This is a genomic window from Microbulbifer maximicatervae (SeqCode), from assembly GCF_052467325.1.
Map to the genome: position 1 here is coordinate 1,340,293 of NZ_CP174310.1, position 13,391 is coordinate 1,353,683.

The 13,391-nt window shown below is 48.9% G+C and carries 12 protein-coding genes; 8 read left to right on the forward strand and 4 right to left on the reverse strand.

Annotated elements, in window-relative coordinates; all coding sequences use genetic code 11:
• Window positions 1–23: 23 nt before the first annotated feature.
• The 3 genes from ACJJIE_RS06235 to ACJJIE_RS06245 form a co-directional block, all read right to left on the reverse strand.
• On the reverse strand, window positions 24–1,208 hold the full coding sequence (locus ACJJIE_RS06235; protein WP_444893957.1) for a DUF418 domain-containing protein: 1,185 nt from the start codon (window positions 1,206–1,208) through the stop codon (window positions 24–26).
• A 285-nt stretch (window positions 1,209–1,493) separates the two neighbouring features.
• Window positions 1,494–2,051 (reverse strand): hypothetical protein, encoded by a 558-nt coding sequence (locus ACJJIE_RS06240; RefSeq protein ID WP_282932883.1) that lies wholly within the window; start codon window positions 2,049–2,051, stop codon window positions 1,494–1,496.
• A 73-nt stretch (window positions 2,052–2,124) separates the two neighbouring features.
• Window positions 2,125–3,018 (reverse strand): hypothetical protein, encoded by an 894-nt coding sequence (locus ACJJIE_RS06245; RefSeq protein ID WP_444893958.1) that lies wholly within the window; start codon window positions 3,016–3,018, stop codon window positions 2,125–2,127.
• A gap of 199 nt (window positions 3,019–3,217) precedes the next feature.
• Here ACJJIE_RS06245 and ACJJIE_RS06250 point away from each other — a divergent pair, with 199 nt between their 5' ends.
• The 7 genes from ACJJIE_RS06250 (at window position 3,218) to ACJJIE_RS06280 (ending at window position 12,833) form a co-directional block, all read left to right on the forward strand.
• Window positions 3,218–3,619, forward strand: coding sequence for a hypothetical protein (locus tag ACJJIE_RS06250; RefSeq protein ID WP_444893959.1), 402 nt, complete (start codon window positions 3,218–3,220; stop codon window positions 3,617–3,619).
• Window positions 3,620–3,812: 193 nt separating this feature from the next.
• A complete protein-coding gene (locus ACJJIE_RS06255) occupies window positions 3,813–5,351 on the forward strand; it encodes an efflux RND transporter periplasmic adaptor subunit (RefSeq protein ID WP_282932886.1) in 1,539 nt (512 codons plus the stop codon).
• Window positions 5,345–8,479 carry an efflux RND transporter permease subunit gene (locus tag ACJJIE_RS06260; RefSeq protein ID WP_282932887.1) on the forward strand — a complete coding sequence of 1,045 codons (3,135 nt, stop codon included), beginning with the start codon at window positions 5,345–5,347 and terminating at the stop codon, window positions 8,477–8,479. The genes ACJJIE_RS06255 and ACJJIE_RS06260 overlap by 7 nt, the downstream gene beginning before the upstream one ends.
• A gap of 263 nt (window positions 8,480–8,742) precedes the next feature.
• Window positions 8,743–10,131, forward strand: a complete 1,389-nt coding sequence (gene dbpA, locus ACJJIE_RS06265) for an ATP-dependent RNA helicase DbpA (RefSeq protein WP_444893960.1) — start codon at window positions 8,743–8,745, stop codon at window positions 10,129–10,131.
• 82 nt (window positions 10,132–10,213) lie between these two features.
• Window positions 10,214–10,714 (forward strand): hypothetical protein, encoded by a 501-nt coding sequence (locus ACJJIE_RS06270; RefSeq protein WP_444893961.1) that lies wholly within the window; start codon window positions 10,214–10,216, stop codon window positions 10,712–10,714.
• A 265-nt stretch (window positions 10,715–10,979) separates the two neighbouring features.
• Window positions 10,980–11,441, forward strand: a complete 462-nt coding sequence (locus ACJJIE_RS06275; protein ID WP_444893962.1) for a hypothetical protein — start codon at window positions 10,980–10,982, stop codon at window positions 11,439–11,441.
• 507 nt (window positions 11,442–11,948) lie between these two features.
• On the forward strand, window positions 11,949–12,833 hold the full coding sequence (locus ACJJIE_RS06280) for a homocysteine S-methyltransferase family protein (protein WP_444893963.1): 885 nt from the start codon (window positions 11,949–11,951) through the stop codon (window positions 12,831–12,833).
• Window positions 12,834–12,988: 155 nt separating this feature from the next.
• On the opposite strand, the gene ACJJIE_RS06285 is transcribed toward ACJJIE_RS06280, so the two are convergent.
• Window positions 12,989–13,162 (reverse strand): hypothetical protein, encoded by a 174-nt coding sequence (locus ACJJIE_RS06285; RefSeq protein ID WP_444893964.1) that lies wholly within the window; start codon window positions 13,160–13,162, stop codon window positions 12,989–12,991.
• Window positions 13,163–13,164: 2 nt separating this feature from the next.
• On the opposite strand from ACJJIE_RS06285, the gene ACJJIE_RS06290 reads away from it, so the two are divergent.
• Complete coding sequence (locus ACJJIE_RS06290; RefSeq protein ID WP_444893965.1) at window positions 13,165–13,299, forward strand: hypothetical protein; 135 nt, start codon at window positions 13,165–13,167, stop codon at window positions 13,297–13,299.
• The last annotated feature ends 92 nt before the right edge of the window (window positions 13,300–13,391 follow it).

Here is a 13,391-nt window from a genome sequence, read left to right on the forward strand (position 1 = left end):
AAAAAGAAGAATATGTAGCTATTCTAGCTACTCACTTCAGCAGCTGGTAAAGCCTTATCTTTCATAAGCGGTGCAAACTTAAAGTAAGTGAGTGTTCTCCAAATCCACTCCAGAGGACCCATACGGAATACTTTTAGCCAAAGATCTGAATAGGCCAGCTGCAACATACCTAGCAGAACACAAACCCCAAGTACTTCTATACGTGTCAGCTCACCATACAAACCCAATCCAAAGCCATAAAAAATATAAATGCAAATAAAGGATTGAGCCAAGTAATTGGTAAATGCTATCCGCCCAACACTTTGGATCTTGCCTTTGATCCATAGGTGCTTACCTAACTTGAACCAAAGGCAGATCAAGCCGATATAACCGATACTGGTAAATGTAGACCCTACCAAATTAAAAATGGCACCATAGGTGAAGTAATCATCCATACTCCAGTCATGACTATAGTTCCAGATAAGCCCTATACCGGTCAATGTCACACCAATAGCCACCCCAGCAATAGCTACTTTTTTGTAGACAGACGAACTGGCTTTGCCACGTAGGATATCCAACTTAAACAGGCCCATTCCCAGCAACATCATAGCGGCAGCTTTTAAAATAATGGAGAGACTAAAGTAGGAAATAACGATTGCCGATTCTGGACTAGAGGCTAAATTGCCACCAAGGAAACGACTCTCTAACAGAGCCCGGAACCCTCCTCGATATATGTCTATATCTTTCTGGATCTGCGCTGCATCAGGAGCAAAAATGGCTGCTGTTGCATATCGAGCTTCTCCTGTTAGGGGTTGTATAAAAGCTCCTGCCAGATATGAGCTATATGCTGACAAGGCAAGAGTAATCACCCCCAATGCAATTAGCCAGCTTCCACGCAACTTGCGGAACAAATAGGCAAACATGGCTATAAAGGCATAGATCATCAGGATGTCGCCTTCCCAAATGAAGATGCCATGAAAAAGGCCTATCAATAACAGCCAGAAATTTCGACTGTAATGAATTTTTGCAGCAGACTTATTCTGCTGCTCGCGTTTCTCAGCTAATAGTATGATGCCTGCCCCGAATAGCATGGCAAAAATCCCCATGAACTTTTGATCAGCAAACAAATGGAAAAAGCTAAAGAGAAAATCATTCAAAGGGCCATTTGGCAAATAGGCCTTCGGATTCAAATAAGCCGCCATAGGCATAGAGAAATTTATCATATTCATTAAAGGAAGCCCCAACAAAGCGACTCCCCTTAACAAATCCAGCTGTGATATTCGATCCTGCATATAAGTCCTTTTAAAACCAACATTCGATACGAATTTAAAGAGGAGGAGATTACAGGAAAAAAGGAAGAAATCACTATATTTTTCTGCTCGCAGGCACCAATTAGAGTATGCGAAGCCTTTCTAACAACATCACTGGTTAAGTTATGATCTTATCATCAATGCAGAAGCCTGTTATGACTTCTTAAGCCCGCTTAAACTTAATTATAGAAATGAATTAATACTCTAATGAACCGGATACTGTATCTCTTTAGCTATCACCCACATTTTATAATCTGCAGGCATTTCAGATAAGTAATCGAGAGTTCGATAGATAAGATGTTTCTCCATTTCATCGACTCCAGAAGACTTGCTCCAGCCTTCTGCTGCTAACCGGTACATAAAAGTAACCAAAAGGAATTTCTGCTTGCTTGATAACCCATTTCCATGACCATTGATCATCATATGCATGGAAACAAGGTCATAATCCAAGTCAAAAATTGACTCATCAACCTGGACGGATATCTGGGCCGAACGACCCGATACAGAATTCCCCCGCGCAATCACCTGCATTTCATCAAGAAAGAAGGAGACATGAGCACTATTAGCGGCAGAGCTGTTTTGATATCGGCCTCTTAGTGCCAAATCCCTTATCTGACGATTTGAAATTTCACCCTTTAGCCAGAGTTCCGTCATCTGGGTAAACGGATCGTAGTCCTCGCTCTGGACTATATATTCATCGGCAAAGGGGGACAAAGAATAGAAAAGCGCGACAAGCCAAAAACAGATCCTTGTTACAGTCATTACAACTACCACTCGAAGTGAAGACCATGCCACGCGGTCGATTATGACGGGAAATCTATTAATTTAAGTATAATCAAGAATTATTGTAGGAACATTGATCGGGAGGACACTTGCACTCATTTACGGGCGAATCAACCGGAGGCTTAAATTCCACATTGATGGTAGCTTTTTTACCCAGCCTTTTCTCTTGAAGCCTTTCCAAAGCCTCCTTCGTCATTGCGTTTATCTCTCCAGAGAGAAATTTATCGACAAACATTTCGGCTTCTTGATCCAGACTGTAACTACTACGTCCCATTCCCTCTCGTGAGTTATATTTCGATAAGCTATAGGTCAGTAATATCTCTTGAGCTTCACTATCAAACTTTCTGAATAGATCTATGATCCAATTAGTTTCCAAGAGGTGTTCAAGAGCTTCAAGATTACCTTGAAGCTCTAAATAGATAGCGGCAAAGTCCTCACCGCCTTGAAGGATCCGGCCTATGTAACCAGCTTCCTCTTTGTGGAAATAATCCAATCTTGCCTGGATGTTTATTTCTTTGATGTCATTGGCGATAACATAGCGACCCAACTTTTCCACTTCAGCCACAGTCATACCAAGCTCATAAAGCTCCTCCTGATTCGTCTTTAACATATACCAAGAAGAGAGTACCCCTAGCAGTCTGAATGACGTCAGCCACGCTCGTTGCTTTCCTAAATCAATCTCGTACCACGCGGACTTTCTCTCAAGCCCATACTTGCTGAGGTATGACAAGTCTTCCCCCCTATTAGCAGCTTCCCTAACAGCCCTCATTCTTTGCCAGGCAGCCCAGTTCCGCTCCCTACTCAGCACCCATTCACTGTTAATCTCTTCATTATGTTTATAGGTAGTCGCAAATAACTCCTCGAGAGATGTGCGTTTAGAATCTGCAAAAGAAGGTGCCGCCAATAAAAAGATCAGAAGGAGGCAAACCGGAGGAGTTACTTTCATAGAGACACCTTGTGGTGCTGTTGTAGTCGCATTTATCGAAGGGAATCTACTAACTATCGTCAAGAAATCTCTGCCGAAGGGTTAACCTGTGCCGTAATTACCCTTAGTAGAAGAAGGAAAGACTTGGAGGTACCCCTTGGTCACATAGCGAAAGCAACCTTTGTCGAGCAACCGACCTCTGGTGTATGATTTATCAGTAATGAAGAACTATTCGTCCACATTTCGCGCCAAGCTGATAGCCATGGCGGCCCTGCTCCTGCTGATGTTGCAGGTACAGACCGTGCTCGCCTGCGAAATGATGGAGGACCCCAAGCCATCAGCGGAATGTTGCTGCGATGATATGGCCAAGGGGGCAGACTCAGATGATGACTGTTGTGGCTATGACGCCCAAGTCTCCCTGAAGACTTCGCTGGACGACCATCAAGTTGCCGTCACCGCCGCATACTTGAATCTGGAACTTCCCCAGTTGGCGCCACCGCCAACTTACCAATGGCCCCAAATTCTGGCTCCTCCATTCGGTACGCCTGAATTATCTCCTACTGCGACAGAATCCCACCCCGGCAACCGAACCTGGCTTGCCACTTTGCGCCTGCGTATTTGATCACTCCCTTTCTCTCTGACTAGCGAAATATGCCCCCAGCCCATGCTGGCGGCTTCAGAAAGATTGTTCTAGGAGTGAACCTTTTGATTTCCCAACAAGCTATAGCGGCCATTGGTAGCCTGCTCATTGACTCGCTCATCGATAAGGTGCTTTGCACGCAGATGCGCCTTTCCTTCAATCAGGAGGGTGCCCTATGAGCCAGCAAAGAACATTGAACTTAATCGCCCTTATCCTGCTGTTAGCCGCTGCCGGCGCGGCCTTTTACTGGAAGAAGATTTCTACACAAGCCACAGTTCCAAATGCCGATTTTGTGCAAGCTGGCCCCTTCCAGATCGCCGTGTCTGTCGATCCGCTGCAACCCCAAGCGGGTAAAAACCAAATTCGAATTGAAGTTCGCAATGCTGACAATGAGCCGGTATCTGGAGCTGAAGTTCGCGCGGTAGCCGAGATGCCTGCCATGGGCGCCATGCCAGCTATGCGTGCCGTGGCAGATATCAGTGAATCCAGCCCCGGTATCTTCACCGGTGAAATTGAGCTGGCCATGGTGGGTTCCTGGCCCATGGTGGTAGACGTAGCGACAGGCCATGATAAGCATGTCGATCTTGCCTTTGATATGAGCACCAATCGCAAAGGCCTGCGCCTGAAATCTGCGCCTGAGGCCTCAGATACCGCCTATTACACCTGCTCAATGCACCCATCGGTAAGAGCTGCCGAAGCCGGTACTTGCCCTATTTGCGGTATGAACCTGCAACCTGTGAGCCACGATGAATTGCAAAGCGGCAGCATTGTAGTGGATAGCGGCCGACGCCAGGCCATTGGTATCAAAACCGGGATTGTCGAGCGGCAACCTTTCGCTCTGCCCATTCACCTACACGGCCAGGTTACCTATGACGAAACCCGCTTGCGGGATATCAGCCTGCGCTTCGACGGCTGGATTGGTGAGTTGGATGCAGATTTTGAAGGCAAGCAGGTTCAGCGCGGTGAAGTACTCTTCTCTGTTTACAGCCCGGAATTGCTCGCAGTCCAGGGCGAGTATCTAAAGGCCCGCCGCCGTGGCGACGCCCTGGAGAAAGCAGCACGAAGGCGTCTACTGTTGTGGGGGCTCTCTGAAGAGCAAATCGACTGGCTGGTTGAACAGCAAAAAGCGCAGGACTATATCCCGATTTTTGCACCCGCCAGTGGTGTGATTATTGAGAAGAATATTGTCGCGGGCTCTGCGTTTGAAAAGGGCGACAACCTGCTGCGTATAGCCGACCTCAGCCAGGTTTGGATTGAAGCCCACGCCTACGAAGATCAGTTGCCACTGATAGAAAAAGGCATGCCGGCCAAAGTGCGTTTAACCAACGTCTACCACGAGGAAATCCCAGCCACCCTCACCCAGATTGACCCCTTCCTGAATCACAATAACCGCAGTGCACGGCTGCGTGTGACCCTGCCCAATACCGATGGTGAACTGCGCCCGGGACTGTTTGCGGACATCATGTTGACCGCCGAACTGGGAAATCTCCTCGTGGTACCCAGGGATTCAGTATTGATCTCCGGCAAGAAACGCATTGTTTTCCGCGACTTGGGCCAGGGTCGTCTGGAGCCGGTGCAGGTACGCACCGGTTATGGCGACAGCGACAGGATTGTTATCCGTTCGGGCCTCCAGGCGGGAGATAAAATTGTCACCTCGGGTGTATTCCTGATCGCGGCGGAAAGCCGCCTGAAGTCGGGGGTGCAGCAGTGGTAAATTCCGAACCCAAAGGGCTGATTGCCCGAATTATTGGGGCCTGTGCCGGTAGGCCGGGGATCACTTTGATTCTTGTCGCGATCGCGGCCCTGGCGGGATACCGGGCGCTAACCAGTGTCCCTCTGGATGCTATTCCGGACCTGTCCGACGCCCAGGTAATTGTGATGACAGACTGGCCGGGGCGAAGCCCGGACCTGGTCGAGGATCAAATCACCTACCCGCTTTCCACCGCAATGTTAGGGCTGCCCAAAGTCAAATATGTGCGGGGCCAAAGCTTTTTTGGTCTCAGCTTTGTCTACGCCATCTTTGAAGACGGCACCGATATTTACTGGGCCCGCTCACGGGTTCTGGAGTACCTCAACCAGGTAGCCGACCAGCTCCCGGAAGGTGTTCAGCCAAAGCTTGGCCCGGATGCTACCGGAGTGGGCTGGGTGTTCCAGTACGCGCTGGTTGATCGAAGCGGTAATAACGACCTGCAAGAACTGCGCGCGCTACAGGATTTCAAGTTGCGCTATTGGCTCACTTCTGTCGAGGGCGTGGCCGAAGTCGCCTCCATTGGCGGCTACGAAAAGGAGTACCAGGTCCAAATCGACCCCCATCGCTTGCAGATGTTTAAGGTTCCGCTCGGCAAAGTGGTCGAGGCCATTCGCCGCAGTAACAATGACACAGGAGGAAGGGTACTGGAGATCGCTGGGCACGAACATATGGTGCGTGGCCGTGGCTATATCCGCAGCGTTGACGATCTCGAAGAGGTGGTGATCGGGGTCAATGCGGCGAAGATTCCGGTGACTTTGGATCAGGTAGCGGATATTACCCTGGGGCCTGCGATGCAGCGCGGTATTGCGGAACTGGACGGCGAGGGCCAGACCGTAGGTGGCATCGTGGTGATGCGCTACGGTGAAAATGCCCTCAAGGTTATTGAGAGAGTTAAAGAGCGTATCGAGCAAGTCCGTGCGGGCTTACCGGAAGGCGTTGAGCTGGTAGTGACCTATGATCGCTCACAATTAATTAATAGTGCGATCGACAATCTCAAGAACACCTTGATTGAAGAGATGCTGGTGGTCGCCGCTGTGATCGCTATTTTCCTACTCCACGCCCGCTCCGCATTGGTAGCTGTAATCACTCTGCCGATTGCAGTTTTACTGGCCTTTATTCCACTGTCCCTACAAGGGCTTACCGCCAACATTATGTCACTGGGAGGTATTGCCGTAGCCATCGGTGCCATGGTGGATGCGGCAGTGGTAATGGTGGATAACATCCACAAAAAGCTGGCAGCCGATGGGGATAAGGAGTTGTCTCCGGGCGAAAAAAGAACGCTAATCGTTCGGGCAATGCAGGAAGTCGGACCGAGTATTTTCTTCTCCCTGATTATTATCACGGTTTCATTCCTGCCGGTATTCGCGCTCGAAGCTACCGAGGGCCGCCTATTCAAACCCCTCGCCTACACCAAAACCTACAGCATGGCTTTCGCCGCCCTATTGGCAATCACCTTGATTCCAGCGCTCGCTGTACTGCTAATGCGCGGCAAAATTCGCAACAGGGAAAACCCGATTTCCCGCGTTTTAGTCCATACACTACAGCCAGTGATTCACTTCTGCGTGCGGCAACGCAAAGTTGTGGCCACTCTCGCGGTATTAGCTCTGGTTTCTGTGGCCTACCCCATTAGCAAGCTAGGTGGTGAATTTATGCCGCCGCTCAATGAGGGCAGCATCCTGTATATGCCTACCGCCCTACCCGGCATGTCGGTGACCGAAGCGGGCAAGGTGCTGCAACAAATGGACGAGGAACTGAAAGCTTTCCCAGAAGTAGAGCATGTCTTTGGCAAGATCGGCCGCTCCAACAGCGCCACCGATCCTGCACCGCTCTCAATGGTAGAAACCGTTATCACCCTGAAACCCAAAAGTGAGTGGCGTCCTGGCATGACTTGGGACGACCTGCTGGCGGAAATGGATGAAAAGCTGCGCTATCCGGGCATGCCCAATATCTGGTGGATGCCCATCCAAACCCGCACTGAGATGCTCGCCACCGGTATTCGCAGCCAGCTCGGCATCAAAGTGTTTGGAGATAACCTGGAGGAAATCGAACAGACCGCTTTAGCCATCGAAGAAGCACTGCGCAGTGACCAACGCACTTCGGAACAAACCCGAAGCGTCTTCGCCGAGCGTCTAACCGGCGGTTACTTCCTGGACTTTGATATCGATCGCGCACGGGCTTCCCGCCACGGCTTGAATGTACAGGATATCGAAGATGTGATCGCCGCAGCGGCTGGTGGCCTGGCCGCAACCCAGACCATCGAAGGCCGCGAACGTTACGATGTGTTAGTGCGCTATGCCCGCGACTACCGGGATACTCCTGAACAGCTGGAACAAATCCTGGTCCCCGCCTCTGATGGTTCCCAAGTGCCCCTGAACCAGCTGGCTGATCTGGACTTCCGCACTGGCCCGCCCATGATCCGCAATGAGGATGGGCAGTTGGTGGGCTTGGTATTTGTCGACTTGAAGGGCGATATCGGCGTTGCTGATTATGTTAATCGCGCAAAGCAGGTTGTTGCCGATCAGGTTAATCTGATTCCCGGGCAACGTATCGCCTGGGCCGGCCAATACCAATACCTGGAGCGCGCCAAGTCCCGCCTGCAATGGTTAGTGCCCCTGACCTTGTTGGCTGTGTGCTTCCTCCTGTATCTGCATCGAGGCAGGCTATCCGACACCCTGTTTGTACTCACCGCCATGCCAATGGCACTGATCGGCGCCTTCTGGCTGTTATACCTGCTCGACTACAAACTGAGCGTTGCTGTATGGGTCGGCATGATTGCCATGGCTGGTCTCGCCGCTGAGATGGGGTTATTAATGCTGCACTACTTATCTGCCGCCGGACATAACTCAGAGCGCGGTAATACAGCGACTGTTGCCCAAGCGGCAGCTGGCCGTATTCGCCCGATGCTAATGACCAGCCTGACACTGTTAATTTCATTGATACCAGTCATGGTTTCCGATGGCACCGGTGCAGATGTTATGAAACGGATCGCAGCACCAATGGTGGGCGGCACCATAACCACACTGCTGTTTGTATTGTTAGTGATGCCCGGGGTTTTCTATCAGTGGAAGGCCCGCGAAGGAAAGCAAAGCTGACGTTAGTAAATTGGGGCACCGGGTTTATGCTACCCAGTGCCTCAGTTCTCATTTCACAAGAAGATAATCTGAATAGAAGAGACTATGATGGGAACAAGGTGATTCATAGGTTTCTTCAGGGTTAACTGTTAAAATTCCATACAGATTTTGTATCGCACAAACTGCAAAATTGCAGCGATCACAAAGGCTAAGTAGGTGACGATCACTTTCCCTACTGCTTGTGTAATACGCGTATTTGACATTTAACGACTCCAGGATTCACCTTGACTGCACCTTTTTCCGATCTTCCCCTAAACCCCGCCCTGCTGAAAAACCTGGCGTCACTCAACTACAAGTCCATGACCGAGGTTCAGGCCAAAACGCTTCCGATCATTCTTGACGGCAAGGACGTTATCGCCAAGGCAAAAACCGGTTCCGGTAAAACGGCCGCCTTCGGTTTGGGGGTGCTGCATCGGCTCAATGTCAGCCGCTTTCGGATTCAATCGCTGATTCTGTGCCCAACACGGGAATTGGCGGACCAGGTTGCGCAGGAACTGCGCCGACTGGCACGGGCAATTCACAACATTAAGATTCTGACTCTCTGCGGCGGCATGCCTTTCGGCCCTCAAATCGGCTCCCTGGCCCATGGAGCCCATATCATCGTTGGTACTCCAGGACGTATCGAAGAACACCTGCGCAAAGGAACACTCTCCTTAGAGCATGTCGATACGCTGGTCTTTGACGAAGCCGACCGAATGCTCGATATGGGATTCCAGGACGTTATCGACACTATTCTGGCGCAGGTGCCAACTGGGCGGCAGTCGTTACTATTCAGCGCTACCTATCCCAATGAAATTGAAAAGCTCAGCACCCGAGTGATGCAAAAACCGGTGATGGTTAAAATTGACTCTGCCCATAGTGACGAGGTGATCGAACAACGCTTTTACAGAACTGAGAGTTTCGAGGATCGCCTGGAGATGACACGGCGTGTCCTGCTCAATGACAAACCCGTCAATACCCTGGTTTTCTGCAACACCAAACGCGAAACCGATGAAGTGGCCGATGACCTGAAACAAGCTGGCTTCAATGTCCTCGCCCTGCATGGTGATATGGAGCAGCGCCAGCGCAATGAAACCCTGATTCGATTTGCCAATGGCAGCGCTTCAATTCTGGTGGCCACTGATGTGGCTGCACGAGGTCTTGATATCGACAAGCTGGATGCGGTTATCAATTTTCATATCGCCAAAGACCCGGAAGTGCACACCCACCGCATCGGACGGACCGGCCGTGCCGGTGAGCGCGGTTGCGCTTACTCCTTTTTTGCCGAGAAGGAAGGCCACAAACTGGTTCGTATGGACCTAACCCAGGACCCACTATCCGATCCAGATACACCACCACCCGCCAGCATATTAAGCGAACCCCCTTTCCAGGCACCGATGGCTACCCTGCAGATCGATGGCGGCAAGAAGCAAAAGGTCCGCCCCGGCGATATCCTGGGAGCCCTAACCGGAGGTGATCGCCCGATTGACGGTAGAGATGTTGGCAAGATCAACGTACTGGACATGACCGCCTATGTTGCGATTAAACGCAATGTGGCATCACAAGCACTGAAGAAAATAGAAAACGGCAAGTTGAAAGGACGTAAATTTCGGGTGCGGCGTATTCGAGGCTAAGTCGAGTGACTGTCCCCTGGCAACGCCGGGGGAGGCTTCGGACGCGCTATGCTGCTCTGGACATTATATTCCAAGAGGAATCATGAAGAATTTACTTTTTTGCTTGCTTGCTTTTATCTCAATTCCTATTCAAGCGATTGAGATAAGTAATTTCAAGTCAGGACTGATGTGTGGGATTAATAAAGATGACATGGGCTGGGTTTGTTTTGCGCAAGAGGAAATTAAAATCACAGGTCAAAGTTCATGCATTTCAAATGGAAATGAATACAAATGTACTTGGTACGGATACTCATTTGACTACAAGGATGCTAAGCCAAATCAAAAAATCGATTGTAAGTATTGGGACTCTAAGCCTGCAACATCAATCAATTTAGAGGGCGTAGCAAAAGAGCCTAGTAAGTATTTTGAGTTCTCATTTCACCTAGATAAACCCGAAGGCTATTTCGTCAACCCCCAATATTCAGTATTAAGTGTGTCAGAAAATGCAAATATGAAGAAAGTAACCCAAGACGTTAGCTGTTCCTCTGAAGGAGTGGAGCTTTACAAATACAGGTTTATTTCTGTTTACTCGGCTGGAAAATAAGTAAATAGTAGGTCCTGCAACTCCGCTAGCCCGTTGCGGAGTGCCAATGAAAGAGCTAATTGGTGGGGGGAATATGGTATTTCTCTGCAAAATTATTGGACAGTTACCACCCATCGGTGGCTAGCAGAAAGTAAGCAGGTCGTTCAGAGAGCGCCAGGTATACCCAGGCCAGGCAAGATCGCTCAGCCGGAGGCCGGGCTGGACAACCTACGCTCTTTTCGGTTGCCCTTGTTCATAACTTTAAGCATCCAGGAGGCATTGCCCTATGTGGGGAGAATTGCACGAAGTAAAAAAAATAGTTGTTAAGTTACCTGAATCAATTGATGCCGGAAAAGGCAATAGATTGCTTCGTGAACTAGGGGCTACTCTTCATTACGATGTTTATAGTTTTGATGCAAATTCAAGTGAAATTTGGCAATCGGATTCAGTTTTGCACCTCCACCTATTCAAAGAAGGCAGTGAGGTAGATGCGCAAGATAACTTCGATGAAATTCATATTTTTTATCCATTGGCAACTCGTCCAAGCTCAGATCAGTTGCTAGCGTTAGAATTATCATCAAACATTATTAGTAAATTTGGCGGTTCAGCTTCTTATCAAGACCAGTCGTTTTCGGTGCAAGGTGTGCAGGCTGAATGGGATAAATGTAATAGTTTTTTACTCAAAGAGTGGGGTGAAGAGCCTGGTAGCCATTCACTCCGTAGAATGATCGAGGAAAACCATGCTTAACAAATACAAGCAGGTTACTACGGGCCTTTGGCCCCTTGCGGGACGGCTCATCTTGTACACTTTTCACAAAAAGTGCGCACAAGGTAAGCTAGCACTGTTATGAATCCATTGAAATTACGAGTACTTAAACGAACTTGCTCAGAGTGTAAGAGAAGGGCTCTGGAAATTCCATTGTTCTCGACAACTTTTATCTGCCGGAACTGTGTATCTATCTTTAAGGTTCGTGGCTGGTTCAAATTTGTGCAGATTATTGGAGCGGGCTTCCTATATTTTTTGATACTTCAAGCGGCTCTAACGCTTCTAGAAGATGCAAGATTTAATCTAATTGGCTTTGTAGTGGTGACATTTTTGGTGGCTCCTTTAGCCACTTCAGCTATATTAAAAACTTCGAAAATGTATCTCGCCCCCTTGGAGCTAACTGGAGTAAAAAGCAAGGTGCGCGGTAATTCATAACAAGTCAATTCACTTCGCGCCTTCGGCGTCCGACAGCTTACACTGAGGAGCATCATGCAAGGAATTCTTTCAGAAAAGTTGATTCTTACTGAAGCGGCCATACTCGAAAGAGTCAGGCGTAACAAAGATATAAGCCTTTGCAGCCATGTCGACCATGCTAAATTAATCTATAGCAAAGCTGGTGCTGAAAGCCTTAAACGAATCTACAGTGAATACATAAAGCTTGCAATTGATGCAAAACTCCCTCTTTTGCTTGCAACTCCCACATGGAGGGCCAGCTCAGAGAGAGTTTCTCTAGCCAAGGCACCTACGTCTATCAATGAAGACGCTGTTAATTTTCTTTCGAATATCTTGCCAAAAGAAGGAAATGTATATGTAGGAGGCCTAGTCGGCTGTAAAAATGACTGCTACAAACCAGAGCAAGGCCTAACTTACAAAGAATCTCTTTCTTATCATCGTTGGCAAATTGATAAGCTCGGAGCCTCTAATGCTGACTACCTCATGGGAGTAACCCTACCAGCTGTACCAGAGGCACTTGGAATTGCATCTCTAATGTCAAACCACTCAAAGCCATATTTTATTAGCTTCGTCATTGGCTCAGATGGCCGCCTTCTAGATGGCCATACCATTCAAGAAGCAATTTCACATATTGACTATCAGGTTTCACCTAAACCTTCTGGGTACTTTATTAACTGTTCTCATCCATCTTTTCTAGACGCTTCAAATCAATTACCTAACAGGCTAATCGGCATACAAGCCAATGCTTCATCACTAACGCACAATGAGCTAGAAAATAGCGAATCGACGCACTCCGACAGCATATTCGAATGGGGCAACCTTATGCTCCACTTAAATCAGAATCACGGATTCAATATATTGGGCGGCTGCTGCGGTACTGATTCAAGACACCTCGAATACATTATAAATAATCACAACTAACTACTTTTAGCCTGAATCCCTCTGCCTACAGCTACACTGCGCAGCCAAGCCCTTGGTTTGGCTTCCGCTGCTAAAGGTATTAGCTAGACCAGCGGAATTATGAGTAGGAAAAAGGGAGTGACACTAAGGCTCACAATTGCCTGAGCGCCTCAATTTTAGCGGCCTCCGATGTGGCGGTTCACGGTCTGAATATCGGCAAAGATCCTGAACGGTCCTGCCGTTAAGCGCAGTTGCACTGCTGAGCTAACCGCTTCGTATGAGCCTGACCCACTATCCGATCCAGATACATCGCCACCAGCCAGCATATTTAGCGCCCCTTTGTCAGACACCGATGGATCCTACAAATCAGGAAAAGAGCCGCTCCGCCGATATCCTAGGTGCCCTAACCGGTGGCGACAAACCGATTAATGGAAAAGATATTACCAAGTTCAACGTATTGGACATGACCGCCAGCACAAGCACTTAAGAGCATTGAGAACACAAAGTTGAAAGGGCACATCTGGTGCAACATATTCGGGGTAAGCCTCACAGGAGAATGATCTAAGCCCTCAACCACGG

Excerpts from the sequence above, each read along its gene's own strand:
- ACJJIE_RS06280 (WP_444893963.1), top strand. The coding sequence starts at position 11,949 with ATGCAAGGAATTCTTTCAGAAAAGTTGATTCTTACTGAAGCGGCCATA.
- ACJJIE_RS06250 (WP_444893959.1), top strand. The coding sequence starts at position 3,218 with ATGAAGAACTATTCGTCCACATTTCGCGCCAAGCTGATAGCCATGGCG.
- ACJJIE_RS06240 (WP_282932883.1), bottom strand. The coding sequence starts at position 2,051 with ATGACTGTAACAAGGATCTGTTTTTGGCTTGTCGCGCTTTTCTATTCT.
- ACJJIE_RS06255 (WP_282932886.1), top strand. The coding sequence starts at position 3,813 with ATGAGCCAGCAAAGAACATTGAACTTAATCGCCCTTATCCTGCTGTTA.
- ACJJIE_RS06245 (WP_444893958.1), bottom strand. The coding sequence starts at position 3,018 with ATGAAAGTAACTCCTCCGGTTTGCCTCCTTCTGATCTTTTTATTGGCG.
- ACJJIE_RS06235 (WP_444893957.1), bottom strand. The coding sequence starts at position 1,208 with ATGAATATGATAAATTTCTCTATGCCTATGGCGGCTTATTTGAATCCG.
- ACJJIE_RS06270 (WP_444893961.1), top strand. The coding sequence starts at position 10,214 with ATGAAGAATTTACTTTTTTGCTTGCTTGCTTTTATCTCAATTCCTATT.
- ACJJIE_RS06290 (WP_444893965.1), top strand. The coding sequence starts at position 13,165 with ATGGATCCTACAAATCAGGAAAAGAGCCGCTCCGCCGATATCCTAGGT.
- ACJJIE_RS06275 (WP_444893962.1), top strand. The coding sequence starts at position 10,980 with ATGTGGGGAGAATTGCACGAAGTAAAAAAAATAGTTGTTAAGTTACCT.